Annotated in this window: 27 protein-coding genes; 13 read left to right on the forward strand and 14 right to left on the reverse strand. The window is 69.1% G+C overall.

Going from position 1 to position 23,976, the window contains the following annotated elements:
• The first annotated feature begins 114 nt into the window (after positions 1 to 114).
• A complete protein-coding gene (locus F0357_RS02880) occupies positions 115 to 264 on the forward strand; it encodes a DUF1127 domain-containing protein (protein ID WP_153478540.1) in 150 nt (49 codons plus the stop codon).
• Between the two features lie 230 nt (positions 265 to 494).
• On the opposite strand, the gene clcA is transcribed toward F0357_RS02880, so the two are convergent.
• Positions 495 to 1,871, reverse strand: a complete 1,377-nt coding sequence (gene clcA, locus F0357_RS02885) for a H(+)/Cl(-) exchange transporter ClcA (protein ID WP_312861429.1) — start codon at positions 1,869 to 1,871, stop codon at positions 495 to 497.
• A 497-nt stretch (positions 1,872 to 2,368) separates the two neighbouring features.
• Between clcA and F0357_RS02890 the strand changes: the two genes are divergently transcribed.
• Complete coding sequence (locus F0357_RS02890; RefSeq protein ID WP_153478544.1) at positions 2,369 to 3,913, forward strand: DEAD/DEAH box helicase; 1,545 nt, start codon at positions 2,369 to 2,371, stop codon at positions 3,911 to 3,913.
• A gap of 113 nt (positions 3,914 to 4,026) precedes the next feature.
• Positions 4,027 to 5,013, forward strand: a complete 987-nt coding sequence (locus F0357_RS02895; RefSeq protein WP_153478546.1) for a GGDEF domain-containing protein — start codon at positions 4,027 to 4,029, stop codon at positions 5,011 to 5,013.
• On the opposite strand, the gene F0357_RS02900 is transcribed toward F0357_RS02895, so the two are convergent.
• Positions 4,998 to 5,408 (reverse strand): TfoX/Sxy family protein, encoded by a 411-nt coding sequence (locus F0357_RS02900; RefSeq protein WP_153478548.1) that lies wholly within the window; start codon positions 5,406 to 5,408, stop codon positions 4,998 to 5,000. The genes F0357_RS02895 and F0357_RS02900 overlap by 16 nt on opposite strands.
• Before the next feature lie 105 nt (positions 5,409 to 5,513).
• Positions 5,514 to 6,578, reverse strand: coding sequence for a citrate synthase (locus tag F0357_RS02905; protein ID WP_153478550.1), 1,065 nt, complete (start codon positions 6,576 to 6,578; stop codon positions 5,514 to 5,516).
• A 109-nt stretch (positions 6,579 to 6,687) separates the two neighbouring features.
• Between F0357_RS02905 and F0357_RS02910 the strand changes: the two genes are divergently transcribed.
• Entirely contained in the window at positions 6,688 to 7,872 is a 1,185-nt protein-coding gene (locus F0357_RS02910; protein WP_153478552.1) for a citrate synthase, read from the forward strand.
• A gap of 7 nt (positions 7,873 to 7,879) precedes the next feature.
• Here F0357_RS02910 and queA read toward each other — a convergent pair whose 3' ends face one another.
• The 4 genes from queA to coaD form a co-directional block, all read right to left on the reverse strand.
• Positions 7,880 to 8,977: a tRNA preQ1(34) S-adenosylmethionine ribosyltransferase-isomerase QueA gene (gene queA, locus F0357_RS02915; RefSeq protein WP_153478554.1), complete on the reverse strand. Its 1,098-nt coding sequence runs from the start codon at positions 8,975 to 8,977 to the stop codon at positions 7,880 to 7,882.
• An 82-nt stretch (positions 8,978 to 9,059) separates the two neighbouring features.
• Positions 9,060 to 9,524, reverse strand: coding sequence for a peptidylprolyl isomerase (locus tag F0357_RS02920; protein ID WP_153478556.1), 465 nt, complete (start codon positions 9,522 to 9,524; stop codon positions 9,060 to 9,062).
• A gap of 40 nt (positions 9,525 to 9,564) precedes the next feature.
• Entirely contained in the window at positions 9,565 to 10,113 is a 549-nt protein-coding gene (locus tag F0357_RS02925) for a peptidylprolyl isomerase (RefSeq protein ID WP_153478558.1), read from the reverse strand.
• Positions 10,114 to 10,221: 108 nt separating this feature from the next.
• Complete coding sequence (gene coaD, locus F0357_RS02930) at positions 10,222 to 10,809, reverse strand: pantetheine-phosphate adenylyltransferase (RefSeq protein WP_153478560.1); 588 nt, start codon at positions 10,807 to 10,809, stop codon at positions 10,222 to 10,224.
• 336 nt (positions 10,810 to 11,145) lie between these two features.
• Between coaD and nagA the strand changes: the two genes are divergently transcribed.
• The 3 genes from nagA (at position 11,146) to F0357_RS02945 (ending at position 13,898) form a co-directional block, all read left to right on the forward strand.
• The gene (nagA, locus tag F0357_RS02935; protein ID WP_153478562.1) at positions 11,146 to 12,312 is read left to right on the forward strand and encodes an N-acetylglucosamine-6-phosphate deacetylase; all 1,167 of its coding nucleotides are present in this window, start codon (positions 11,146 to 11,148) and stop codon (positions 12,310 to 12,312) included.
• A 163-nt stretch (positions 12,313 to 12,475) separates the two neighbouring features.
• A complete protein-coding gene (locus F0357_RS02940; protein WP_153478565.1) occupies positions 12,476 to 12,979 on the forward strand; it encodes an RDD family protein in 504 nt (167 codons plus the stop codon).
• Between the two features lie 163 nt (positions 12,980 to 13,142).
• A complete protein-coding gene (locus F0357_RS02945) occupies positions 13,143 to 13,898 on the forward strand; it encodes an arginyltransferase (protein WP_153478567.1) in 756 nt (251 codons plus the stop codon).
• A gap of 284 nt (positions 13,899 to 14,182) precedes the next feature.
• Here the strand turns inward: F0357_RS02945 and F0357_RS02950 are convergent, their stop codons facing one another.
• The 5 genes from F0357_RS02950 to F0357_RS24890 form a co-directional block, all read right to left on the reverse strand.
• Positions 14,183 to 15,868 carry an NAD-dependent malic enzyme gene (locus F0357_RS02950; RefSeq protein WP_153478569.1) on the reverse strand — a complete coding sequence of 562 codons (1,686 nt, stop codon included), beginning with the start codon at positions 15,866 to 15,868 and terminating at the stop codon, positions 14,183 to 14,185.
• 133 nt (positions 15,869 to 16,001) lie between these two features.
• Entirely contained in the window at positions 16,002 to 16,682 is a 681-nt protein-coding gene (locus F0357_RS02955; RefSeq protein ID WP_153478571.1) for an HAD family hydrolase, read from the reverse strand.
• 52 nt (positions 16,683 to 16,734) lie between these two features.
• Positions 16,735 to 17,751, reverse strand: coding sequence for an aldo/keto reductase (locus F0357_RS02960; protein ID WP_153478573.1), 1,017 nt, complete (start codon positions 17,749 to 17,751; stop codon positions 16,735 to 16,737).
• A 108-nt stretch (positions 17,752 to 17,859) separates the two neighbouring features.
• Positions 17,860 to 18,354 carry a DJ-1/PfpI family protein gene (locus F0357_RS02965; protein ID WP_153478575.1) on the reverse strand — a complete coding sequence of 165 codons (495 nt, stop codon included), beginning with the start codon at positions 18,352 to 18,354 and terminating at the stop codon, positions 17,860 to 17,862.
• Positions 18,355 to 18,387: 33 nt separating this feature from the next.
• Positions 18,388 to 18,645 carry a con-10 family general stress protein gene (locus F0357_RS24890; protein WP_153478577.1) on the reverse strand — a complete coding sequence of 86 codons (258 nt, stop codon included), beginning with the start codon at positions 18,643 to 18,645 and terminating at the stop codon, positions 18,388 to 18,390.
• Positions 18,646 to 18,877: 232 nt separating this feature from the next.
• On the opposite strand from F0357_RS24890, the gene F0357_RS02975 reads away from it, so the two are divergent.
• From F0357_RS02975 to F0357_RS03000, 6 genes are all read left to right on the forward strand, one after another.
• A complete protein-coding gene (locus F0357_RS02975) occupies positions 18,878 to 19,228 on the forward strand; it encodes a hypothetical protein (protein WP_153478579.1) in 351 nt (116 codons plus the stop codon).
• 120 nt (positions 19,229 to 19,348) lie between these two features.
• Complete coding sequence (locus F0357_RS02980; protein ID WP_153478582.1) at positions 19,349 to 19,636, forward strand: hypothetical protein; 288 nt, start codon at positions 19,349 to 19,351, stop codon at positions 19,634 to 19,636.
• 33 nt (positions 19,637 to 19,669) lie between these two features.
• Positions 19,670 to 20,134, forward strand: a complete 465-nt coding sequence (locus F0357_RS02985) for a DUF2934 domain-containing protein (RefSeq protein WP_153478584.1) — start codon at positions 19,670 to 19,672, stop codon at positions 20,132 to 20,134.
• 253 nt (positions 20,135 to 20,387) lie between these two features.
• A complete protein-coding gene (locus F0357_RS02990) occupies positions 20,388 to 21,386 on the forward strand; it encodes an ABC transporter substrate-binding protein (protein WP_153486037.1) in 999 nt (332 codons plus the stop codon).
• 126 nt (positions 21,387 to 21,512) lie between these two features.
• On the forward strand, positions 21,513 to 22,406 hold the full coding sequence (locus tag F0357_RS02995) for an ABC transporter permease (RefSeq protein ID WP_153478586.1): 894 nt from the start codon (positions 21,513 to 21,515) through the stop codon (positions 22,404 to 22,406).
• Positions 22,403 to 23,197 carry an ABC transporter ATP-binding protein gene (locus F0357_RS03000; RefSeq protein WP_153478588.1) on the forward strand — a complete coding sequence of 265 codons (795 nt, stop codon included), beginning with the start codon at positions 22,403 to 22,405 and terminating at the stop codon, positions 23,195 to 23,197. Before F0357_RS02995 ends, F0357_RS03000 begins: the two co-directional genes overlap by 4 nt.
• Before the next feature lie 43 nt (positions 23,198 to 23,240).
• Here the strand turns inward: F0357_RS03000 and F0357_RS03005 are convergent, their stop codons facing one another.
• Together F0357_RS03005 and F0357_RS03010 are read right to left on the reverse strand one after the other, a co-directional pair.
• A complete protein-coding gene (locus tag F0357_RS03005; RefSeq protein ID WP_208948434.1) occupies positions 23,241 to 23,672 on the reverse strand; it encodes a type II toxin-antitoxin system VapC family toxin in 432 nt (143 codons plus the stop codon).
• On the reverse strand, positions 23,669 to 23,923 hold the full coding sequence (locus F0357_RS03010; RefSeq protein WP_153478592.1) for a type II toxin-antitoxin system prevent-host-death family antitoxin: 255 nt from the start codon (positions 23,921 to 23,923) through the stop codon (positions 23,669 to 23,671). Before F0357_RS03010 ends, F0357_RS03005 begins: the two co-directional genes overlap by 4 nt.
• Positions 23,924 to 23,976 lie beyond the last annotated feature (53 nt).

The following is a 23,976-nucleotide window of genomic DNA, read 5'->3' on the forward strand; positions in this document are numbered from 1 at the left end:
CCTCAATCGAGTGCAATCGCATAAATATAGGTCGTTCCCGAGAGGGCGCGGCGAGCCGGAGCGAAACGCTTCAGACGGTTTGCCCCCGCGGGATAAAAAGTCACAGGTGCTAAAATGATCGACAACATTGTCAGCCGTTATCGCTCTTGGCGGAAGTATCGCGACACCTATGAGCAGCTGATGCAGCTCAACAATCGCGAACTCGACGACCTCGGCATCTCCCGTTCGGAGATCCCGTCGATCGCCCGCCGCTCGGCCCGCTGAGAATACCAGCGACCGACTTCAAGATTACGGACGGCGCTGCGGTGCCGCCCGACCGAGATAGGGGCATAGCCCTCTTCCTTCTGGGCAATGTCCAGCTGTAACGCCTGCCGATCCTCCCGTCGGCAGGCGTTTTCGTTTGTGCGGATCGTCGCGGATGGCGCGCCGCGTGGGCGCCGCTCGGTGACGGCGCCCAACGGGCAGGCAGCTCTGCCGAAAAATCGGTCCCGAGTTCAGTCCTTCGACGCGATCCGCTCGCGCGCGTCCCAGCCGCCGACCGCGTCCTCGGCGTCCGCCGGTGGCGGCGTCAGGCCGGCGAGCCGCAGCGTCCGCTCCAGCAGAACCTCGTAGATCGGCCGGCCTCCCAGGGCCTCGGCGACGATGTTCGCCGTCACGCAGGTCAGGATGACAGGCACGAGCAGGGTGTAGGCCCCGGTCAGCTCGGCCACCAGCACCATGCCGACGAGCGGCGCGCGGACGGTGGAGGAAAACAGCCCACCCATCGCGGCGATGGCGAACGCGGCCTGAGCCCCTTCCGGCAGCGGCAGGGCGAGTTGGAGCACCGTCGCGTAGAGAAGCCCGATCGAGGTGGCGAGCGCGAGGATCGGCGCGAAGATGCCGCCCGGCACGCCGGTCGAATAGCTGAACATCGTCATGACGAAGCGGATCACGACGACGATCGCGAGCGCGGCGAGCGGCAGATTCTTCTGTGCCAGCGCGATGACGAGCACTTCGCCGCCCCCGGTCGCTTCGGGACGCAAGATCAGAAGCGCGCCGATTGCCGCGCCGACGACGAGGGGAACGAGATAAGGCGACCAGCGCCGGCCGATCTTGAGGGAGGTGTCGAGCGAGGCGATCAGCGCCTTGTTGAACAGGACGCCGACGACCCCGAGCACGATGCCGAGGCCGAAGAAGGCCGGCAGCCAGACGAGCGGCAATTTCGGGGCGAACATCTCGAGCGCCGGCGAGGTGCCGGTGATCAGTTCGCACACGACGGCGCTCGCGAAGGAGCCGAGGATGACGGCCGTGTAGGTGCGGAAACCGTAGGGGAATTGCCGCCGCGTCTCCTCGATCACGAAGAGGATGGCGGCGAGCGGAGCGTTGAAGGCGGCGGCGAGGCCCGCGGCACCGCCTGCGGCGAGCAGGCCACGCGTATCCCGCACCGGCAGCCGGAACCAGTCCGAGGCCGCCTGCGCGACGGACGCGCCCATGTGGATGGTCGGCCCTTCACGCCCGGCGACGAGGCCGGACCCGAGCGCGAGCAGGCCGCCGACGAACTTGACCGGCAGGATGCGCTTCCAGCGCACCGTACGCAGCCCCTCCATCGCCCCCTCGATCTCCTGCACGCCCGAGCCCGCCGCCTCGGGGCAGAAGGTGCGCACCAGCCAGACCGCGGCGACGACCATGATCGCGGCCGTCACCGACGAGGCGAGGATGAGGGAGCCGCCACTGAAGACCGGCTTCAGGTGCGTGATCCAGGAGGCGATGGCGACCGTTCCGAGGTGAAAGTAGGAGCCGATCAGGCCCACGACGGCGCCGGCGGCGAGCGCAATGGCATAGTAGATCGCGTCCGACGGACGCGGCTCGGCCGGTTGTGCGGATTCTGACACGAACGCTGTTCCTGTGGTCTCGGGAGGTCTGCAAGATGAACGTCCCCCGCCTCCGGGCTTAGCGGATGGCGGCGGGCCACCGCAAGCCGATTGCGCGGCCGTCGCCCGGCCGGGAAAGACAGGCGATGGATGCGGCCAGCGGGCGTGCGGTCGTGTCTCCAAAGCGACACTTGCTTGCGGCGGGCTTGAGAAAGTCGCGATTTGTCGAGTGAAGACATTGACTTTCAGGCGCATAACCATATTTTGCGCCCTGTAGATCGGGCGCGATGGGCGCTCGACGTGGGTATCGGCGTATCACGCGGCCGTCTCTCTCCCGGCGCCGTCGCGATGTTCTGTTGGAACCGAAGCCTCCCGGCGATCCCGGTTCGCTTGCCGACGATAAAATCCGGCATCGAACCCTGGATGTATCAGCCTGCTGGCGGTCTCGATAGCGCGTGGCGGCGACCAATCCGTCGGAGCGAACCGCACAGCCCTACCCCGAGCGACCAACGGGTTCAATGAGTTTCGATTCCCTCGGCCTGAGCGAAAAAGTGCTCACCGCCGTCGCCGCCGCCGGTTATCGCGAGCCGACTCCGATTCAGTCCGGCGCCATTCCGCATGTCCTGGAACGCCGGGACGTGCTCGGCATCGCCCAGACGGGCACCGGCAAGACCGCCTCGTTCGTGCTGCCGATGCTGACGCTGCTCGAGCGCGGTCGCGCCCGGGCGCGCATGCCGCGCACCCTCATCCTCGAGCCGACCCGCGAACTCGCGGCCCAGGTCGAGGAGAACTTCAGCCGCTACGGCGTGAACCACAAGCTGACCGTCGCCCTCCTCATCGGCGGCGTGTCGTTCGACGAGCAGGACCGCAAGCTCGGCCGCGGCGCGGACGTGCTGATCGCGACCCCCGGCCGCCTGCTCGATCATCAGGAGCGCGGCAAGCTGCTGATGCAGGGCGTCGAGATCCTCGTCATCGACGAGGCCGACCGCATGCTCGACATGGGCTTCATCCCGGACATCGAGCGCATCTGCAAGCTGATCCCGTTCACTCGGCAGACCCTGTTCTTCTCGGCGACGATGCCGCCAGAGATCCAGCGCCTCGCCGACAAGTTCCTCCAGAACCCGATCAAGGTCGAGGTCGCCCGCCCGGCGAGCACCGCCGAGACCGTGACGCAGAAGTTGATCGGTTCCGGTGGCGAGCAGCACGAGAAGCGCGCCGTACTGCGCCAGCTCGTCCGCAGCGCCGTGAACCTCAAGAACGCGATCATCTTCTGCAACCGCAAGCGCGACGTCGCGACGGTGTTCCATTCGCTCGAGCGCCACGGCTTCTCGGTCGGCGCACTGCACGGCGACATGGATCAGCACGCCCGCACGGCGACGCTCGATTCGTTCCGCAAGGGCAACCTGACGCTGCTCGTCGCGAGCGACGTCGCCGCCCGTGGCCTCGACATTCCGGACGTCAGCCACGTCTTCAATTTCGACGTGCCGCATCACGCCGAGGATTATGTCCATCGTATCGGCCGCACCGGCCGCGCCGGCCGCTCCGGCGAGGCGGTGACGATCGTGTCAAGTTCGGATCAGAAGTCCCTCGCTGCGATCGAAAAGCTGATCGGCAATGCGATTCCCTGGTCCGAGCCGCTTCCCGAGACGGGCGAGGAAGAGGGTGAGCCGCGCCGGCGTTCGGGCGGCGATCGCCGCCGCAAGGGCGAGCGGCCTGAAGGCCGGAGCGACCGCGCCGAGGGCCAGGGCAACCGTCGGCGCGACCGCGGCGAGTCCCGTCGTCACGCCGAGCCGGTCGAGGCGATCGTGGACGCCGAAGAGGCACCGCCGCCGCCCCGCGCGCCGCGCGCCCCCCGTCCGGAGCGCGAGCGCCCCAAGGCCGAGCCGGTGTCACAGGCCGCGCCGGAGCGCAATCGCCGCCGCCGCGACCCAGAAGATCGCGATCCGCCGGTGATTGGCCTCGGCGATCACGTGCCGGCCTTCCTGCTGCGCCCCGTCCGCCTGCGCAAGACGAAGATCGACGACCTCGCCGAGACACTGGACGAAGAGGCGGAGGCGAGCTGAGCCCGCCTCTCCACCGCGTTCCACCTGCCATTTTCACCGCCCGTTAACGCTGTTTTCCTAGCCTGAAGCTCGGGCGGACCGACGGGGTCCGCCGCGATTCAAGGGCGAGCGGCATGAGCGAGGCGGGTCGGACGCAACGGGACGAGATCACGTCCACCGTCGAGAGCCCCGACGAGGCCGCCGAACATGCCGGCCTCAACCCCGCCCTTGCCGCCGCCTTCTCCGCGATCGACGACGCCCGCGCCGAATTGCTCGGCTACACCGCGAAGGCACAGGAAGACCCGTCGCAGCCGCGCCACGCGCGCGACGACGCCGCGCTGGTGGGTGGGCGCGGCCTCGCCACCGCGGTTGCCGCGCTCGCGGAGGCGCTCGAAGACGATCTGGCGACACTGACCCGCTTCCGCGCCACCGTCCTCACCGACGTCCTGCATCACCTCGAAGACGTGCGTCCGGGCGATGCCCGCCCGCTCGGCGAGCGAATGCGGCTCGAGATCGATGCCGCGCTCGCCGCCCACGGCCGCGTGGGCACCCTCCTCGCGCGGGAGCGTGCCCGTATCGCCGAACTGTTCCCCCGTGCTGCCGACGAATTGCCCGGGCGCGACGCCTTCGAACGGGCACTCGCCGCCGGCATCGCCCATGCTCACGCGGAGGGCCGCCGCCTCTCGGTGCTGATCGTGTCGCTCGACCGGATGGGCCTCCTCACCGCGGAATATGGACCGGAGGTCGGCGTCGAGATCCGCACCGCGGCGGGCCGCGCCATCGAGGCGTGCTTCCACGAATTCGGTCTCTCCTATCTCCATGGCGGCGACACCTTCGCGGTAATCCTGCCGGACATGCCACTGCGCCAGGCGGTGGCGGTCGCCGAGAACCTGCGCCGCACCGTGTCGGCGAAGACCTTGATCCGCCGCTCGTCGGCGACCCCGCTCGGCCGCCTGTCGCTCTCGATCGGCGCCGCGGCGCTCGGGGAAACGGACGAATCCGCCGCTCTGCTCGCCCGTGCCGCCCGCTGCCTGGGCGATGCCCAATGGTGCGGCGGCAACCGGGTCGTCTGCGAGACCGACCCCGAACCGAGCGTGACCAAGCGCTACGCCGTCGGCTGACCGGAGCCGGGCGTCGTCTTGGATTTGGGTCGCTTGGCCGGGCCGCGCGGCTTCGGCGGCCCCTTCGCGGCCTTGGCGGCCTCCGCCCGCAGCGAGGCGCCGCGGGCGCGTTCGATCCAGGGCCGGAGCGCCTCCGCGTCGTCGAACGCCGCCTCCGGGCAGCGCCAATAAGGCAGCCGTACCACCCGCCCCTTCGCCTCGTAGACGAATTGGTCGAGCCCCTCGTCCCGGAAGGCGTCCTCCGTGACCGCATCGGCCTTCAGATAGACCACCTCGCCGATCTCGAGCGCGACGACGAGGCCGTCGAGATAGATCGCCCGGCCGCCGAACATCCGCTTGAGGCGGACGCGGCCGAATGGGCCGAACACTTCGAACAGAAAGTCCTCATCGAGCATCGGTAGCCTCGCGAGCCTGATGACGCGATCCCGCACGGCGCGGATGGGTCACCGGCACCGCCGATCTTCGACCGGCGGCGCCGCAGGCTCAAGAGGCGGCCTCCCTTATGCCGCGACCGCCGGCAGCGGACCGACATAGCGCGATTGCGGGCGGATGATGCGCCCACGCGCCTCCTGCTCGCGGACATGGGCGAGCCAGCCGGCGGTGCGTCCGGCGGCGAACAGCGCGGTGAAGCCGGCCCGCGGCACCCCGAGGGCATCGAGCAGGAGCGCCGTGTAGAACTCGACATTGGTGTCGAGCCGCCGCCCCGCCTTGCGGCGTTCGAGGGCGGCGAGCGCGGCCGCCTCCACCGCCTCGGCGAGCGTCAGCCGCGCGCTCCGTCCGCCGAGGCGGGCGAGCGCTGCCTTGAGCACGTCGGCGCGCGGGTCGCGCACCCGGTAGATGCGGTGGCCGAAGCCCATCAGGCGGCGGCCGGCATCGAGCTCCGCCGCGACCCAGGCGGGGGCGTTCTCCGGCAGGCCGACCGCGTCGAGCATGTCGAGCACCGGTCCGGGCGCGCCACCGTGGAGCGGTCCTTCCAACGCGCAGAGGCCGGCGATCAACGCCGCCGCCGGCCCGGCCGCGGTCGAGGCGACGACGCGGGCGGCGAAGGTCGAGGCGTTGAGGCCGTGGTCGAGGATGGTCACCAGATAGGCATCGAGCGCTGCGGCCTCCGCCGCCGCGACCGGCCGGCCGCGGATCATGCGCAGGAGATCGGCAGCGTGGCCGAGGCTCGGATCGGGCCGCACCGCCTTCCCCGCGATCGCGAACGCCGCCGCGACGCCGGCAGCGGCGAGGAGGCGCACGGCGACGGGAGCCTCCATCGTCGGCAGCCCGGCGAGGAGGAACCGCATCGCCGGAACCGGCGCCAGGGCACGGGTCGCGGGCACGAGCGGTGCGAGCCGGTCGTAGGCCTCGAGCCGGGCCGCGCCGAGGGCGCGCGCCAGACCCTCCGCCGGAAGGTCGATCAGGCCGTCCCACAACAGGGCGGTCGCCTGTTCGAACGGCACATGGCCGACCAGGGTCTCGATGTCGTGGCCGCGCACGACGAGACGGCCGGCCTCGCCGTCGACGTGGCTCAGAACCGTCTCGGCGGCGACGACATCGTCCAATCCAATGGCTGCTGGCATTTCAGAGGTCTCCTCAACAACGGGGAGACGATCGATCGAGCTTGATTGAGCGTCAATCTTGAATCAATATATCAATATTCCAGCCATCCTCGAACGGCGCGCGAGCTTCATGGATCAAGCCCTTTCAGACAAAGACTATATCGACGCGACCGCCGCCTCGGCGAAGCTCGCGGTCAGCCGCGCGACCCTCTACGCCTATGTGAGCCGTGGCCAGATTCGCACTGCGCCGCACCCGGACGATCCCCGCGGGCGGCTCTATTCCGTCGCCGATATCGAGACCCTGATCCGCCGCAAGACCGAGCGCAAGCCGCGCATCGCCGCGGCCCGCGCGCTCGATTGGGGCCTGCCGGTGCTGACGACCGGCATCAGCCGCATCGCGGACGGCCGCCTGTTCTACCGCGACCGCGACGCCACGCGGCTCGCCGAGCAGGACGATCTCGAAGCCGTCGCCGCCCGACTGTGGGAGAGCGGCGAGACACGCTTCGCGGAGGCGTCCTACGAGGTCGCGGCGATGACCGGCTGGGTCCTCCCGGCCGAGGCGATCGAGGGCATGAGCGCGACCGAGCGCGCGACCCTCCTCCTCGCCCGCATCGCGCCACTCGACACGCCGGGCGGCCGCGACGCGCTGAAGCGCGCCCGGCTCGTGCTCGGCATCGCGGCGGCGGCGGTCGAGGGACGTCTCAAGCCGGGCGTCCCGCTCCACGAGGGGTTGGCGCTCGCCTGGGGCCGGCCCGACGCCGCCGACGCGATCCGCCGCGCCCTGGTGCTCTGCGCCGACCACGAGCTCAACGCCTCGACCTTCGCGGTCCGCGTCACAGCCTCGACGGGCGCCTCGCTCACGGCCTGCCTGATCGCGGGGCTCCAGGCCCTGAGCGGGCCGCGCCACGGCGGCATGACGGCGCGCGTCACCGCCTTGTTCGACGAAATGATCGGGGTCGGCGATGGCGTCGTCGCCGTGCGGGAGCGCCTCAGGCGCGGCGATCCCCTGCCGGGCTTCGGCCACCCGCTCTATCCCGATGGCGATCCCCGGGCGACGGCACTCCTCGCCGCCTATCCGCCGCCGCCGATCCTCGCCAACGGGATCGCGGAAGGCGCCGCCGCGACGCATTTGAAGCCGACGCTCGACGTCGCGCTCGCCACGATCGAGCGGCTCTACGGGCTGCCCCGCGGCAGCGGCCTCGCGCTGTTCGCGATCGGCCGCAGCGTCGGCTGGATCGCCCACGCGACCGAACAGCAGGCGAGCGGCCTCCTGATCCGCCCGCGCGCCGATCATCCCGATCCGGCGGCGTTGTGAGCGGCGCTCAGCCCTTCGCGGGGAAGAGCAGCGAGGAATCCCCGTAGGAATAGAAGCGGTAATGGTCGGCGACGGCGTGCGCGTAGGCCGCCTTCATCACGTCGAGGCCGGCGAACGCCGAGACCAGCATGAACAGGGTCGAGCGCGGCAGGTGGAAGTTCGTCATCAGCGCATCGACGGCGCGGAAGCGGTAGCCGGGCGTGATGAAGATGTCGGTCGTGCCGTCGAACGGCCGCACCGTGCCGTCCGGCGCCGCGGCGCTTTCGAGGAGGCGCAGGGCCGTCGTGCCGACCGCGACAAGCCGGCCGCCGGCAGCGCGCGCCGCGTTGAGGGCGGCAGCGGCCTCGACGCTCACGTGTCCATATTCGGCGTGCATGCGGTGGTTTTCGGTCGCGTCGCTCTTGACCGGCAGGAAGGTGCCGGCGCCGACATGGAGCGTCAGGAACACTCGGCCGACGCCCTTCGCCTCGAGCGCCGCGAAGAGCTCCGGCGTGAGATGCAGACCGGCGGTCGGGGCGGCGACGGCACCGGGCTCGCGGGCGAAGGTCGTCTGGTAATCGCTGCGGTCGGCCTCGTCGTCGGCGCGCTTCGCCGCGATGTAGGGCGGCAGCGGCATCCGGCCGAGGGCGATCAGCGCGAGGTCGAGGTCGGGACCGGAGAGGTCGAAGGCGAACACGATCTCGCCGCCCTCCTCCTTCGCCTCGACCACCGCATCGACATGCTCCATGGCGCAGACGGGCGACGCGGTCTGATGGGCGGCGCCGAAGCGTACCCGGTCGCCCGGCTTCAGGCGCTTGCCCGGCCGGGCGAGTGCGCGCCAGCGCGCGGCGTCGAGCCGCTCGATCAGGGTCGCCTCGATCCGCGCACCCTCGCCGCCCTCGCGCGCACGGAAGCCGTCGAGCCGGGCCGGGATCACCTTGGTGTCGTTGAGGACGAGGACGTCGCCCGGCCGCAGCAGCGACGGCAGGTCGCGCACGCCGCGATCGTCGAGCAGCGGCGTCTCGCCGGGCCGAACCACGAGCATCCGCGCCGCGTCACGCGGGCGCGCCGGACGCAGGGCGATGCGGTCCTCGGGCAGGTCGAAATCGAAGTCGTCGGTCCGCATCGGGCGTCCCCAATCGGCGGTCTGCAATAGAGAAGGGCCGCGGCGGGCGAACCCGTCCGCGGCCCCGAAGGATGCCGGCCGATCAGGCCGCGTCGGCGGCGACGACGAGCTTGGTGATCTTGTCCGGGTTCTGCACGGGCTCGCCGCGCTTCACCTTGTCGATCGCCTCCATGCCGTCCGTCACCTTGCCCCACACGGTGTACTGGCCGTCGAGCCAGGGCGCGCGGCCGAAGCAGATGAAGAACTGGCTGTCGCCGGAATTCGGGCTCGCGGCGCGGGCCATCGAAACAGTGCCGCGCTCGTGCTTCTCCTTGGAGAACTCGGCGTTGAGCTTCTGGCCCGAGCCGCCCGTGCCGGTGCCCTGGGGGCAGCCGGTCTGGGCCATGAAGCCCTCGATCACGCGGTGGAACACGATGCCGTCATAGAAGCCCTGGCGCACCAGCTCCTTGATCCGCGCGACATGGGTCGGCGCGAGGTCCGGGCGCAGCTCGATCGTCACGCGGCCCTGGGTGGTGTCCATGATGAGGGTGTTTTCGAGATCGGACATGGATCGTCCTCCTTGCAGTTCGGATGGGGTGGGCGGCGCGTCACTTCGTGGCGAGCGTCGCCTTGATGATCTTGTCGGGGTCGGTGACCATTCCGTTGTTGGCCTCGTCGCCCTTCTTGATCTTGTCGACGACGTCCATGCCGGAGATGACGTGGCCGACCACGGTGTACTTGCCGTCGAGGAACGGGCCGTCGGCGAACATGATGTAGAATTGCGAGTTGGCCGAGTTCGGGTCCTGGGCGCGGGCCATGCCGACGGTGCCGCGGACGAACTTCTGGCTCGAGAACTCGGCCGGCAGGTCGGGATAGTTCGAGCCGCCCATGCCGGTTCCGGTCGGATCGCCGGTCTGCGCCATGAAGCCGTCGATCACGCGGTGGAACACGACGCCGTTGTAGAAGCCGTCGACGGTGAGCTGCTTCAGCCGCTCGGCCGCCTTCGGGGCGTCCTTGGTGTCGAGGGCGATCTTGACGATGCCGTCCTTGAGCTGGAGCACGAGCACGTTGGCGTTCGCTGGCGGGGTGGCGGCCGAGGCCATCGACGCGACCGACAGGGCGACGCCGAAGACGAAGGCGGAGATCAGGCGGATCATGAAGGGGCAACTCCGGTGTGGGCCTGCCGCCAGGGCGCGGACGAGGCTCGGGTCTCGGGGCAGTCGGATCGGACGCGACGCGGCATCAAGCGCTCGGCCTGACGACGATCAGGCCTTCGAATGTTTGGCCCTCAGCCGCTCGGCGACGCTGCGCGGCACGAAGGCGCCGACATCACCGCCCATGGCAGCGATCTGGCGCACGAGGGTGGCGGTGATGTGACGGACGCCGGGCGACGCCGGCAGGAACACCGTCTCGATCTCAGGCGCGAGAGAGAAATTCATGCCGGCGAGTTGCATCTCGTAATCGAGGTCGGTGCCGTCGCGCAGGCCGCGGATGAGCAGCGTCGCGCCTTCGGCCCGCGCCGCCTCGACCACGAGCGTGTCGAACGCGATGACGGAGACCGCACCGCCGGGCACCTCGCCGCGGTGTTCGGCCACCGCCTCGCGGATCATGGCGGCACGCTCCTCGAAGGAGAACAGCGGGACCTTGCCCGGATGAATGCCGATCGCCACCACCAGCCGGTCCGCGAAGGCGAGCGCCTTCAGGAGAATATCGAGATGGCCGTTGGTGATCGGATCGAACGAGCCGCCATAGAGCGCCACGCGGGGACGGACCGCCGCACCGCCCGCAGGGGCGTCCGAGGCGGCGGGACGGGACGTGCGCTCCGGCGTCGCCGGCGGGGTCTTAAGGGTCATGCAAGGGTGTCTATCGCCTCCCCGCTCCGCCATCAAGCTGCCGCACCTGCCCCGATGAAGCCTTGGTGCCGCCCTTCGAATTTACCTTTGCTTGGCTAAAGACGTGCGATGTGAGTTTCCGGCGCGTGCGATGACGCCCTTTGCCAGAGCTCCATGTGAAGATCTCCAGACTTCGGCCGGTGCGCGAGCGCCGGCCTTTTTTCTGTCTGCGCCTCGGACCGGCCGCAGCCACACAAGGTTGAAACAAGCCCCGCGCCAACCCGTTCTTGCGCCGACGGCAGCGAGGCGCCACAAGGAGCGCGCTGCTCCGTTCCGGATGCCTTCAGGAGCCCCGCCGTGGCCGATCTCTCCTCCGCCCGCCCCCGTGCCGTTCTCGCCGACATTCTGGTGAGCGGCGGCGTGGCCGCGCCCGACCGGGCCGTCCTCCTCGATGCCGGCACGATCCGCGGGATCGTCGAGCGCTCGGCGCTGCCGGACGACGCCGAGATCGTCGCCGAGGCGGACATCGTCTCGGCCGGCTTCATCGATCTCCAGATCAACGGTGCCGCGGATGTGATGTTCAACGACACCCCGACGGTGGAGGCCCTGCGGGCCATCGCCTGGGGCGCGCGCCAGGGCGGCACGGCGGCGATCCTGCCGACCTTCATCACCGATTCCGCCGAGGCGATGGACCATGCGATCGACGCGGTGCGCGCCGCGATGGATCAGGGCGTGCCCGGGATCGCCGGCATCCACCTCGAAGGCCCCTTCATCAATCCGTCCCGCAAGGGCACCCACGAGCCCGCCTTCATCCGCATGCCGGAGCCGGAGGACGCCCATCACATCGTCGAGCGGACGCGCGGCATCCCGACCCTGCTGACGCTCGCACCGGAGCGGGTGACCGAGGACGTGATCTCGATCTTTGCCGCCGGCGGCATCACCGTCTCGCTCGGCCACAGCGACGCCACCCTCGAAGAGGCAGCGCGCGGCGTCGATGCCGGCATCACGGTCGCGACCCACCTCTTCAATGCCATGAGCCAGCTCGGCAACCGCGAGCCGGGCGCGGTCGGCGCGGTGCTCTACGACCGCCGCATCCGGGCCGGCATCATCGCCGACGGCATCCACGTCCATCCCTCGAACCTGGCGCTCGCCCACCGCGCCAAGCCCGACGCGCTCTTCCTCGTCACCGACGCCATGCCGACGCTCGCCGGCACCTCGGACCGCTTCTTCATCCACGGCCGCGAGATCCGCCTCGCGGACGGCCGCCTCGTCGATCCCAACGGCGTGCTCTCCGGCGCCCAGGTTTCGATGATCGAGAGCGTTCGCAACGCCATCCGCTTCATGGAAATCGAAATGCCGGCGGCCCTGTCGCTTGCGACGAGCGTCCCCGCCGACGCCGCCCGCCTCTCGCCGGGACTCGGCCGCATCGCGCCGGGCGCGCGGGCGGCCCTCACCTTGCTCACCGCCGACCTGGCGGTCGCGGGCGTGATCGTGGACGGCACGCTTTTTCCGCCGGGACACTGACCCGCGGCGTTGCAACCCCGCCAGCGCTTCCTATCTCGTAAAGACACCGGATCGCTCCCTGCGCCCCGCCATCGTGCGTCAAGCGCGGACGCGATCCGATCGACACGGAACACACCGTGCCCGGGAGACCGCTTCGGCGTCCGGACACCGTTTGGAGAGAGCAATGAGCGACGCGGCCAACGGCCAGCCCATTCCCACCCGCTTCGCAGACGGTCAGCCGTTCTACGACGTGCGCCTGTTCGACGGCGTCAGGCGGCGGCGGATGCTCGCTTTCGCCCTCGATGTCGTGCTGATCGCGATCCTGACTTTCGTCGCCGGCATCGCGGTGTTCTTCCTCGGCATCTTCACGCTCGGCCTCGGCTGGTTCGCCTATCTCTTCCTGTGGCAGGGCATCGCGCTCATCTATGCCGCGGCGACGCTCGGCGGCCCGAGCGGCGCGACGCCGGGCATGCGCGCGCTCGGCATCGAGATGCGGCTGCGCGACGGCGGGCGGCCGTACCCACTCCTCGCGGTGGCGCACTCGCTGTTGTTCTGGTTCTCGGTCTCGCTGTTGACCCCGTTCGTGCTCGCGATCTCGCTCATCGACGACCGCAAGCGGACGTTGCACGATCTCCTGCTCGGCACCGTGATCGTGGACAGCGACGCGATGCGGCGCAGCGGGTTCTGAGCGCTCCGCTTTTCGAACGGGAACGTGAGCCGGCTTGCGCGGTCGCGCCGCGGGACCAGGACGATTTTCGCCAGTTCCGCCGCGCGCCAAACCTCGTTATGCTCGCCTCAGCGTTGATCAAATCGGGGCCGCCGAGCGGCCCGCCAAGTGGGAATAAGGTGACATGACCCGGCAGGTCACCGAGAACCCTCAATTCTATCTGACCGCGCCTTCACCTTGCCCCTACCTGCGCGGCAAGATGGAGCGGAAGGTGTTCACCCATCTGGTGGGCGAACGCGCCTCGGCGCTCAACGACATCCTCACCCAGGGCGGCTTCCGGCGCAGCCAGAACATCGCCTATCGCCCCGCCTGCGAGGGCTGCCGGGCCTGCGTCTCGGTGCGCATCGTGGTCGACGAATTCGACTGGACGCGGTCGTTCCGCCGGACGCTCAAGGACAACGACGAGATCATCGGCCTGCCGATCCCGGCCAATCCGTCGTCCGAGCAATATAGCCTGTTCCGCCGCTATCTCGACGCGCGCCACGCCGACGGCGGCATGGCCGACATGTCGGTGCTCGACTACGCGATGATGGTCGAGGACACCCACGTCGATACGATGATGATCGAGTACCGTCGCCGCGGCCCGGATTCGCGCATCACCGGGCGCGGCACCGGCCCGCTCGTCGCCGCCGCGCTGACTGACCGCCTCTCGGACGGGCTGTCGATGGTCTATTCGTTCTTCGATCCGGAACCGCCGAGCCGCGGCCTCGGAACCTTCATCATCCTCGACCACATCCGCCGGGCCAAGAGTCTGGGCCTGCGCTACGTCTACCTCGGCTATTGGGTCGAGGGCTCGCCGAAGATGGGCTACAAAGCCCGCTTCACCCCCCAGGAGCACCTCGGCGCTCGCGGCTGGGAACGCGTCGACGCGGCCGAGTGAGCGGCGGTCGGCTGGGACGGCGGCGCAATGCGATCGCTGCGTCTGGCGCGCGGGACGTTGCAACGGACCTGCACTGCCACGCGGACTTGCACCACGCGTTGGGAACATCGCCGGCCGCGGCCTCCCTTCTCCCCGCTGGGGAGAAGGTGCCCCGAAGGGGCGGATGAGGGGATGTTTCCATTCAAATCAATAATCATGAGGGGGCACGACGCCCCTCATCCGGCCCTTGCGGGCCACCTTCTCCCCGCACGCGGGGAGAAGGAAGCGTGTGCTCTTGTCGCGCCTTATGCCGCGACGATCGGCCGGTAAGCCGGCTGCCACATCGCGGCGTCGATGCGGGCGGTGATCTCGTCGTCGCCGATCGCAGGGATCAGACCTTCCTTGACCGCCGCCTTGCCGACCGCGATCGCGATGTGGCGCGACACTTTGCGGATGTCGGCGAGCGACGGCAGCAGCCGCGGCACGTCGTCGGAGGCGGGGGCCGTTTCCGCAAGCGCGCGGGACGTCGCCATGAACATGCCGTCGCTGACCCGCGGGATGCCGAGCGCGAGCACGCCGAGACCGAGGCCCGGGAAGATGTAGGAATTGTTGGTCTGGGCGATCGGGTAGGTCTTGCCGCCATATTCGACCGGAGCGAACGGGCTGCCGGTGCCGATGACGGCGCGGCCGTCGGTCCAGGCGAGCACGTCGCTCGGCAGCGCCTCGCAGCGCGACGTCGGGTTCGACAGCGGGAAGATGATCGGGCGCGCCGCCGTCTCGGCCATCTGGCTGATGACGGCCTCGGTGAAGATTCCGGGCTGCCCCGAGACGCCGATCAGCATGGTCGGCTTCACGATCTTGACCACCTCGGCGAGCGAGAACCGCCCCGGCTTCTCGCCGGCCGGCCACGCCGCGACCGCGGACGTCTTCTGGGCCAGCTTCTGCTGGAACGGCCACAGCCCCTGCATGTCGTCCAGGACGAGGCCTTCGCGGTCGATCATGTAGAAGCGGCTGCGGGCTTCCGCCGGATCGGCGCCCTCCTCGACCGCGGCCTTGATGAGTTGCTCGGCGATGCCGCAGCCGGCCGAGCCGGCGCCGACGACGACCACCCGTTGATCCGCGATCGAGCCGCCGGCCACCTTGACCGCCGAGAAGGCGGTGCCGACGACGACCGCGGCCGTGCCCTGGACGTCGTCGTTGAACATGCAGAGCTGGTCGCGATAGCGCTCCAGGAACAACGTCGCGTGGCTCTGGGCGAAGTCCTCGAACTGCAGGAGAACGTTCGGCCACTTGCGCTTGACCGCCTGCACGAAGGCATCGACGAACGCCTCGTATTCCGCCCCGGCGATGCGCTCGTGGCGCCAGCCGATATAGAGCGGGTCTTCGAGACGTTCCTTGTTGTTGGTGCCGACATCGAGAAGGATCGGCAGGGTGTTCTCTGGCGCGATGCCGCCGCAGGCGGTGTAGAGCGACAGCTTGCCGATCGGGATGCCCATGCCGCCGGCGCCCTGGTCGCCGAGGCCGAGGATGCGCTCGCCGTCGGTGACCACGATCACCTTGACGTCGAGATCACCGGCGCCTTCGAGAATGGCGTCGATCCGGTCGCGCAGCGGATAGCTGACGAAGAGGCCGCGCGGGCGACGGTAGATCTCGCTGAATTGCTGGCAGCCGAGGCCGACGACCGGCGTGTAGACCATCGGCATCAGATCGGTGACGTGATCGATCAGGAACTTGTAGAACAGCGTCTCGCTGGTGTCCTGAAGGGCGCGCAGATAGATGTGGCGCTCGAGATCGGTGGTCTTGCCCTTGTAGGCCTCGCCGACGCGGCGGACCTGCGTGTCGAGATCCTCGACCGTCGGCGGCAGTAGGCCGTCGAGGCCGAGCGCCGCGCGTTCCTCGGTGGTGAACGCGCTGCCCTTGTTGAGCAGCGGCGTGTCGATGAGCTCCATGCCGCGAAGGCGCGTCGCAATCGGCTTTTCGGTCTCGGCCATGATCATCCCCGTCTCAGCCCCGACATGCGGGGTCGTGTTGCGGGCACACCTTATGCCCGGTCAGCTTGCCTCGACATGACGAACTTTGGACCTAAGCACTAGATACATAAGTGCTATCGCAGCGTCGGCGCGCTCAGCGGCGACCACCGACTTCGTCGATATGATAGAGCAGATCGGCCGGGTCCTCATAGACGCGGTAGGCGCCGCTGCGCTCGAGCTCTTCCTGACCATATCCGCCGGAGAGGACGCCGATGCCGAGCGCGCGGGCGCGGCGGGCGGCGAGCATGTCCCAGATCGAATCCCCGACGACGCAGGCATTAGCCGCATCGACGCCGAGCGCCTCGGCCGCGGCGAGGAAGAGGTCCGGATCGGGCTTCGCATACTTCACGAGGTCGCGGGTGATCACCGGGACCTTGGTGCGATCGACGCCGAGATGATCGAGCACCCGTCCCGCGGTCTCCATGCGCCCGCTCGTAGCGATCGCCCAGGGGATACCGGACTCGGTGAGGTAGGCGAGGAGCTCCCGCGCACCGGGCAGCGGGCGGATCGTCTGCGAACGGCTGTTGTACGCTTCCGCATGGCGGTGGCGCAGCCGCTCGACCCGCTCGGCCCCGATGTCGGCGCCGATCTCGCGCAACAGCATGTTGGCGAACAAGCCGCCGCTCATGCCGATCTTGCGGTGGATGCGCCAGACCGAGAGTTCGATGCCTTCCGCGGTGAGCGCCTCGTGCCAGGCGAGCACGTGATCGTAGACGCTGTCGACGAGCGTGCCGTCGAGATCGAACAGGAAGGACGTCTGGTGGCGCGAGGTCATGGTCGGCTCCTGTGACGAGGCCGTGCCGGAGATCCGGCGCGGAAGACGGCGATCAGGCGGCCGGGCGCAGCTCGGCGCGCAGCAGGCCGTCTTCCACCAGGGCGTCCCACAACGCCGGCGGCACGGGGACGCGGAAGCCCTCGAGATTGCGCGAAAGCATGTCGCGATCGGTGACGCCGGTGAGCACGGTCGAGACGGCCGGATGGCTCAACGGGAATTGCAGCGCCGCCGCCGGCAGCGGCACACCGAAGCGGTCGCACACCGCCTTGATGCGGGCGACGCGCGCGAGGATGTCGGCCGGGGCCGGCTCGTAATTGTAGCGCGCGCCCGGAACCGGGCCGGTGACGAGGATTCCCGAATTGAACACGCCGCCGATGATGAGCGTGGTGCCTCGGTCGTGGCAGGTCTGCAGCAGACCCTGTGCCGCGATCTGGTCGAGCAGCGTGAAGCGGCCGGCGAGCAGGAAGCAATCGAAGTCGGCGTGCCCGAGCGCTTCGAGCAGAACCTCGACCTCGTTGACGCCGATGCCGTAGGCGCCGATGTCACCGGCGGCCTTGAGCTCCTGCAAGGCCCGTACGCCGCCTTCCATCGCATCGCGGAAATGGCGCGGATGTTCGGCACCGTGGGTCACGGTTCCGATGTCGTGGAGAAGCAGCACGTCGATGCGGTCGAGGCCCAGGCGATGCAGGCTCGCCTCGTGGGAACGCATCACGCCGTCATAGGAATAATCGTAGACCGGCTCGAACGGCAGCGGCTCGGCGAAGCCGCGGTCCGGCACCGGCTTGCCGCGCAGCGGTAGAAGCAGACGGCCGACCTTGCTCGAGACGACGTAGGAGCCGCGCGGCTTGTCGCGCAGGAAATCGCCGATCCGCCGTTCGCTGAGGCCGAAGCCGTAATAGGGCGCGGTATCGAAATAGCGCAGGCCCGCGTCCCACGCGAAGGCGAGCGCCCCTTCCGCGGCCTCCCGCGACACCGGCGCGAAGAGGTTGCCGATCGGCGCACCACCGAAGCTCGCGACCGTGACCGCGACGTCCGTGCGCCCGAGTTTGCGGGTTTCGGTGATGTCCATGGTGTCCGCCCCGCTCAGCCGCGGTCTCGCCGCGGATTTCGTTGTCCGTCGCCGCCGCATCGGGTCGAGCTTCGGTTGCGCATACCAAGCAGCACGGTGGGAGCGTCGTCAACGCTGATGAAGGCCGACCTGGATCTCGGTCATGAGCTTGGCGATGAACATCGGCTCGTCGGCCGCATCCCGGGCGGTGACGATGCCGCGATCGACCGCGACGGCGGCCTCCGAGAGCACGGCGCCCGCCCCCACCAAGTCGGACGCGACGCGCCCTCCCGCCGCGATCGTGAGGCCCCGGGCGATGCCTGCCCGTGTCAGCAAGGCGACGGCGGGGCCGAGCGCCCCGATGACCCGGCCGGTCTGGTAGAAGGCGCGGACGATGGCTTCGAGCGGACGCTCCGGCCCGGCCGTCGCAACGGCGGCGGGCGTGCCGACGAAGACCACTGCGGCGAAGCGTTCCGGATCGACGGAGCGCGCCGACAGGTCGGTCTCGTCGGCCTCGTAGCAGACAATTTCAGCCCCCGCGGCGGCGAGCCGATCGTGGGTCTCCGATCGTCCGCCGCCCGCACCCTCCACTATCAGCACCCGCGAGCGGGAAACCTGCGCCATCGCCCCTCTCCGCGTTCCTCTCTCCTTCGACGGTCAGGTGCGGCCGGTCGCGTTGGCGTGGCCGCCCTTGCGGCCGGCTTCGGCGGCGCGGGCGTGGTCGTTGCGGAAATTGCCGCCGCTCTCGTGACCGCCCTTGCGGCCGGCCTCGGCGGCACGCGCGGGGTCGTTGCGGAAATTGCCGCCGCTTCGTTGACCGCCCTTGCGGCCGGCTTCGGCCGCCCGCTGCGGATCGGCCGCGAAATTCCCGGCCCCACCCCGGCGACGCACCTCTTCGGACTCGCTTGCGGACATGTTTGCTTCTCCCTCGATGAGAAGCCCGTACGGGCACTTGACCGGTCCCCGGCGGGCTTCGCTGCGGTGGGGAAAAGTCCCAGGCGGACCTTTTGTTCCCAGCGCCGTCGGGCTCCCGCCGGGAACCGAATCCTCCGCTTCGCCGTTGCGCTGACGACCGGTACGTGGCGGGTCGGCAGACCTTTCGCCGGCATCACGCCGCTACGTCGGAGCAGATAGGAGATCCGTTCAAATGTTAGGGCGTTCCAAATCCGTCTCGCGGGAACTCAAGCACCTGCGCGCCGATATCAGCCGCCTCACCGAAGCGCTGCGCCACGAGCTGCCGCGGGTGGATCGACGCCGCATGGAGAAGCGGGTCCGCCGGAATTATGACGACGCCGCGCACTTTCTTGGCCACGGCCTCGACCGGCTCGGCGCCAACGGCGGCCGCTTGGTGCACGACGTGGTCCACGAGGCGCGGATCGGCGCGGTGCGCGGCCTCGGCGAAGCGCGCGCGGCCGTGGAGCGCAACCCGCTCACGGCAGTCGCGATCGCCGGCGCGATCGCGGTGACGATCGGTGCGCTTCTCACGCGCCGCTCCTGACGGACGCGCAGTAAAGCACCGTTCTCGTGCCGCATTTTAACTTAGTCGGCTATTCATCCCCCAATGAAAACTGCAAGGCCGGCGGGTACTGCGCGGCCTTGTCGGGACAGGACAGACATCATGGTCGATCAAACCACCTTCGAGGGTGCCGCCGACGATTCCACCGGCGCGGACACGGCGGCGCTGCGGGCCGAGATCGAGCGACTCAGGGAGGATCTATCGCGCCTCGTGGAGGACGTCTCCACCCTCGCGCGGGACCGCACCAAGGCCGCCGCGGAGGACGTAGAGCGATGGACCAACGAGCGAGCGGACGAGTTTCGTGAAAGTGTTCGCGCGCAACCCCTCACTTCGTGCGCACTTTCTCTTGCGGTCGGTGCCATTCTAGGGGCAATTTTCCTTCGGGACTGATTTTCTGGCGTCCAGGTCCGACGGGAGTGAAGCATGGCACCGAGAACGCGGAAGACGAGCGAAGACCACGAGGCCCTGGTACGCGCTCGGGCGCATCAGTTGTGGGAGGACGAAGGCCGTCCGGAAGGGCGTGCCGACGAGCATTGGCACAAGGCCGCCACGCTCGTTGCAAGCGAGGCGGAGGCGGCATCGAAGCCGGCCCGCAAGAGCGCTAACAAGAGCGCGGAGAAGCCGGTCAAGGCTGCCGCGAAGCCGGCTGCGAAGTCTGCAGCGGCCAAGGCTCCGGCGAAGGTTGAGAAGGCCGAGGAGCCGGCGCCCGAACCCGCGCCCGCGACGGAAGCCACAGCCGCCGCAAAGCGCACGCGACGCGTTCGCGCCGCGAACGGAAAGGCGCACGAGCCGGCGAGCGAACCCGTGCCGGAGCCGGTGAAGGCAGAGCCCGCCGCGAAGGCGCCGCGCAAGGCTCCATCGCGGAAGACCGCGGGCAAATCGGCCTGACGCCGATCGCCGACGGAAACAAACGAGATTGACGAGGGCCGCGCCTCCAGCGGGGGTGCGGCCATCGCACATATCGGCGATCAGGCGCGCGCTATCCCCACGCGAACGAGATTGCTTGGCGCTGCGATCGATTGACAGCGCTCTCCCGCTTCGATTTCGTCGGCTCATCCGGCGCGCGAGACAATGCGCGCTGCAATCATTGGACGGCGCCGGCATGAACGGCCCCGCCACGACACCTCAGGAGGTCTTCATCATGCGCGCCGCCGCGCCCCCCCGCTCTGCCCTCGCCCGCACCGCGCTGTCGTTCGCCGCCGGCCTTCTTGCCTTCACCGCTCTCGCCGCGCCGGCGTCCGCCCAGGACCAACCGCTCGTCGCCGTGACCGCGATCGTGGAGCATCCGGCGCTCGACGCGGTGCGCGACGGCGTCCGCGATTCGCTCAAGGCGGCGGGCTTCGAGGACGGCAAGACGATTCGCTTCGTCTATCAGTCGGCGCAGGGCAACCCGGCGACCGCTGCCCAGATCGCCCGCAAGTTCGTCGGCGAGAACCCGGCCGTGATCGTCGCCATCGCGACGCCGTCCGCCCAGGCGGCCGCGGCGGCGACGAAGGAGATTCCGATCGTGTTCTCCGCCGTCACCGATCCGGTCGGCGCCCAGCTCATCGAGAGCCTCGGCAAGCCGAACGGCAACGTGACCGGCGTCTCCGACTTCTCCCCGCTCAGCGACCAGCTCGATCTCGTCAAGGAGATCACGCCGAACGCGAAGACCATCGGCGTGCTCTACAATCCCGGCGAGGCGAATTCGGTCTCGACCCTCGAGGCGCTGAAGGGCATGGCCGCCGACCGCGGCTACAAGATCGTCGAGGCGACTGCGGCGAACTCCGCCGGCGTTCAGCAGGCGGCGCGCTCCCTCGTCGGCAAGGTCGACGTGATCTACGTGCCGACCGACAACACCATCGTCTCGGCGCTCGAATCGGCGGTGAAGGTCGCCGACGAAAACCAGATCCCGCTCTACACCGCGGATACGGATTCGGTCGCCCGCGGCGCGCTCGCGGCGATCGGCTTCAATTATTACGACGTCGGCAAGGAGACCGGCGGCTACGTCGTGCGCATCCTGAACGGCGAGAAGCCGTCGCGCATGCCGGCGACGGTCGCCAAGGGCACCAACCTCGTCGTCAACACCGCGGCCGCGCAGAAGATGGGCGTCACCATTCCGCCGGCGGTGCTGTCGAAGGCCTCCAAGGTCATCAACTGACGCGGTGATCCGGAAGGGCGGCACATGTGTCCGCCCTTCCCTCCCCCCGGCCGAATGGCGTAAGGGTCCGGGCAGACCAATGTTGACCGCACCTCGTGCGGGTCTTGCGCACAGCCGGACCCTTTCATGTCCCTCATCGCATTCCTCGGCAGCGTCGAGCTCGGGCTCGTCTATGCCTTCGTCGCCATCGGCGTCTATTTCTCCTTCCGCGTCCTCGATTTCCCGGATCTGACGGTCGACGGATCGCTGCCGCTCGGCGCGGCGACGTCCGCGGTGCTGCTGCTCGCCGGCGTCAATCCGTGGCTCGCGACGCTGGCGGCGATGATCGCGGCGGCGCTCGCCGGCCTCGTCACGGCGCTCCTCAACGTCCGCTTCAAGATCCTGAACCTGCTCGCGTCGATCCTGACGATGATCGCGCTGTTCTCGGTCAATCTGCGGGTGATGGGGAAGCCGAACGTCGCCCTCATCACCGCCTCGACGGTGCTCGATCCGTTCATCGCGGTCGGCTCGCATTTCGGCCTGCGCGATTATTGGACACGGCCGATCGTGCTCGCGGTCTTCGTCGCGATCGCGGTGGCGCTGATCGCGCGCTTCCTCGCCTCCGATTTCGGCCTCGCGATGCGGGCGACGGGGGCGAACGCGCGGATGGCGCGGGCCCAGGGCATCTCGACCGAAACCCACATCTATGTCGGCATGGCGCTGTCGAACGCGCTCTGCGGCCTCGCCGGTTCGCTGTTCGCCCAGATCAACGGCTTCGCCGACGTGACCATGGGCGTCGGCACCATCGTCGTCGGCCTCGCCGCGGTGATCGTCGGCGAGACGCTCATCCCGCGCCGGGCGATCCTGCCGGCGCTGATCGGCTGCGTCGCCGGCTCGGTGATCTACCGCATCTGCATCCAGTTCGCGCTGTCGGCGGATTCGATCGGCCTCCAGGCCTCGGACCTCAATCTGGTGACGGCGCTCCTCGTCGCGGTCGCGCTCATTCTGCCGCGCCTCAGCAAGGCCGGGAGGGCGGCATGATCCGCGTCAGCAATCTCGGCGTCGTCTTCGGCCGCGGCACGCCGCTCGAGAAGCGCGCACTCGATCGCCTGAACCTGACCATCGAGGACGGCTCGTTCGTCACCGTGATCGGCTCGAACGGGGCGGGAAAATCGACCCTCCTCGGCGCGCTCGCCGGCGACGTGCTGCCGACCTCCGGCTCGATCGAAATCGGCGGCACCGACGTCACCCGCCGCCCGACCGCGCGGCGCGCCGGCCTCGTCGCCCGCGTCTTCCAGGATCCGCTCGCCGGCTCCTGCGCCGGTCTCACCATCGAGGAGAACTTGGCGCTCGCCGCCGCCCGCGGCCGGCCGCGAGGCTTCGGCGCCGCCCTGTCGGGCAGCCGCCGCGCCGTCTTCGCCGAGCGCGTCGCCTCCCTCGGGCTCAAGCTCGAAGGGCGCCTGAAGGATCGCATGGGCCTGCTCTCGGGCGGCCAGCGTCAGGCGCTCTCGCTCGTCATGGCGACGCTGTCGCCCTCCAAGGTTCTGCTTCTCGACGAGCATACCGCCGCGCTCGATCCGCACATGGCCGATTTCGTGCTCGACCTGACGTCGCGGCTCGTCGCCGAGCATCGGCTCACCACGTTGATGGTGACGCATTCGATGAAGCAGGCGCTGTCGGTCGGCGACCGCACGATCATGCTCCACGAGGGCAACATCGTGCTCGACGTCTCGGGCCCCGAGCGTGCCGGGCTCACCGTCGATCACCTCGTCGCCATGTTCCGCAAGGTACGCGGGCAGGACATCGAGGACGACGCGCTTCTGATGGACTGAGCCGCGGCGTGGACGCATCGTCGCCTTCGTCACGGCGAAGGCGTCAACCCTCGGACGGCTGCCAGGGGTCGATAGTCGGAACACCCATCGGTGCGAAGTCCGCCACGTTGCGGGTGACGACACTCATGCCATGCACGAGCGCCGTGGCGCCGATGAAGGCGTCGCGCTCCGGCCGTCGATCGTGCACGTGCAATCGCGAACAGCGCAGCGCGACGATCTCGTCGACCGGCAGGACGCGACCCGAGAACTCGGAGAGCACGAGCTTGTCCATCCACGCGCGCAAGTGCGCGCCTTGGACCGGATCGCGACGCTCGATCATCAGGACACCGAGATCGAGCTCCATGAGGGTCACGGCGGAGATGTAGAAACTCTCGGCGCTGCGGCTCCCGATCCAAGAGACGACGTTCTTGTCCGCTCGGCCCGCCTTGGCTTGGCGCAACTCCGACACGACGTTCGTGTCGAGGAGGTACATCAGGAAAAGTCCGCCGGGCGCGGCAACTCCCGCGAGGGCGAGATTTCGAGCTCGATGTCTTCGAGCCCCGGCATCGACAAAGCCTCGACGAGGCTCCGCCGCGTTCCTTTGAGCCGCAGATAGTCCTCATAGCTCAGGAGCACATGAGCGGGCTTGCCCCGGTTCGTGATGAACACGGGACCCGACTGGGTCGCCTTCTGCGCCTGATTGGCGTTCTGCTGAAACGCCCGGCTGGATAAGGTCGTGATCGTCATGGTGGGCCTCCAAGGCACGCCGCCAATGTTGATACATTAGAACAAAGCGTCGA

Source organism: Segnochrobactrum spirostomi, from assembly GCF_009600605.1.
Lineage (GTDB): Bacteria > Pseudomonadota > Alphaproteobacteria > Rhizobiales > Segnochrobactraceae > Segnochrobactrum > Segnochrobactrum spirostomi.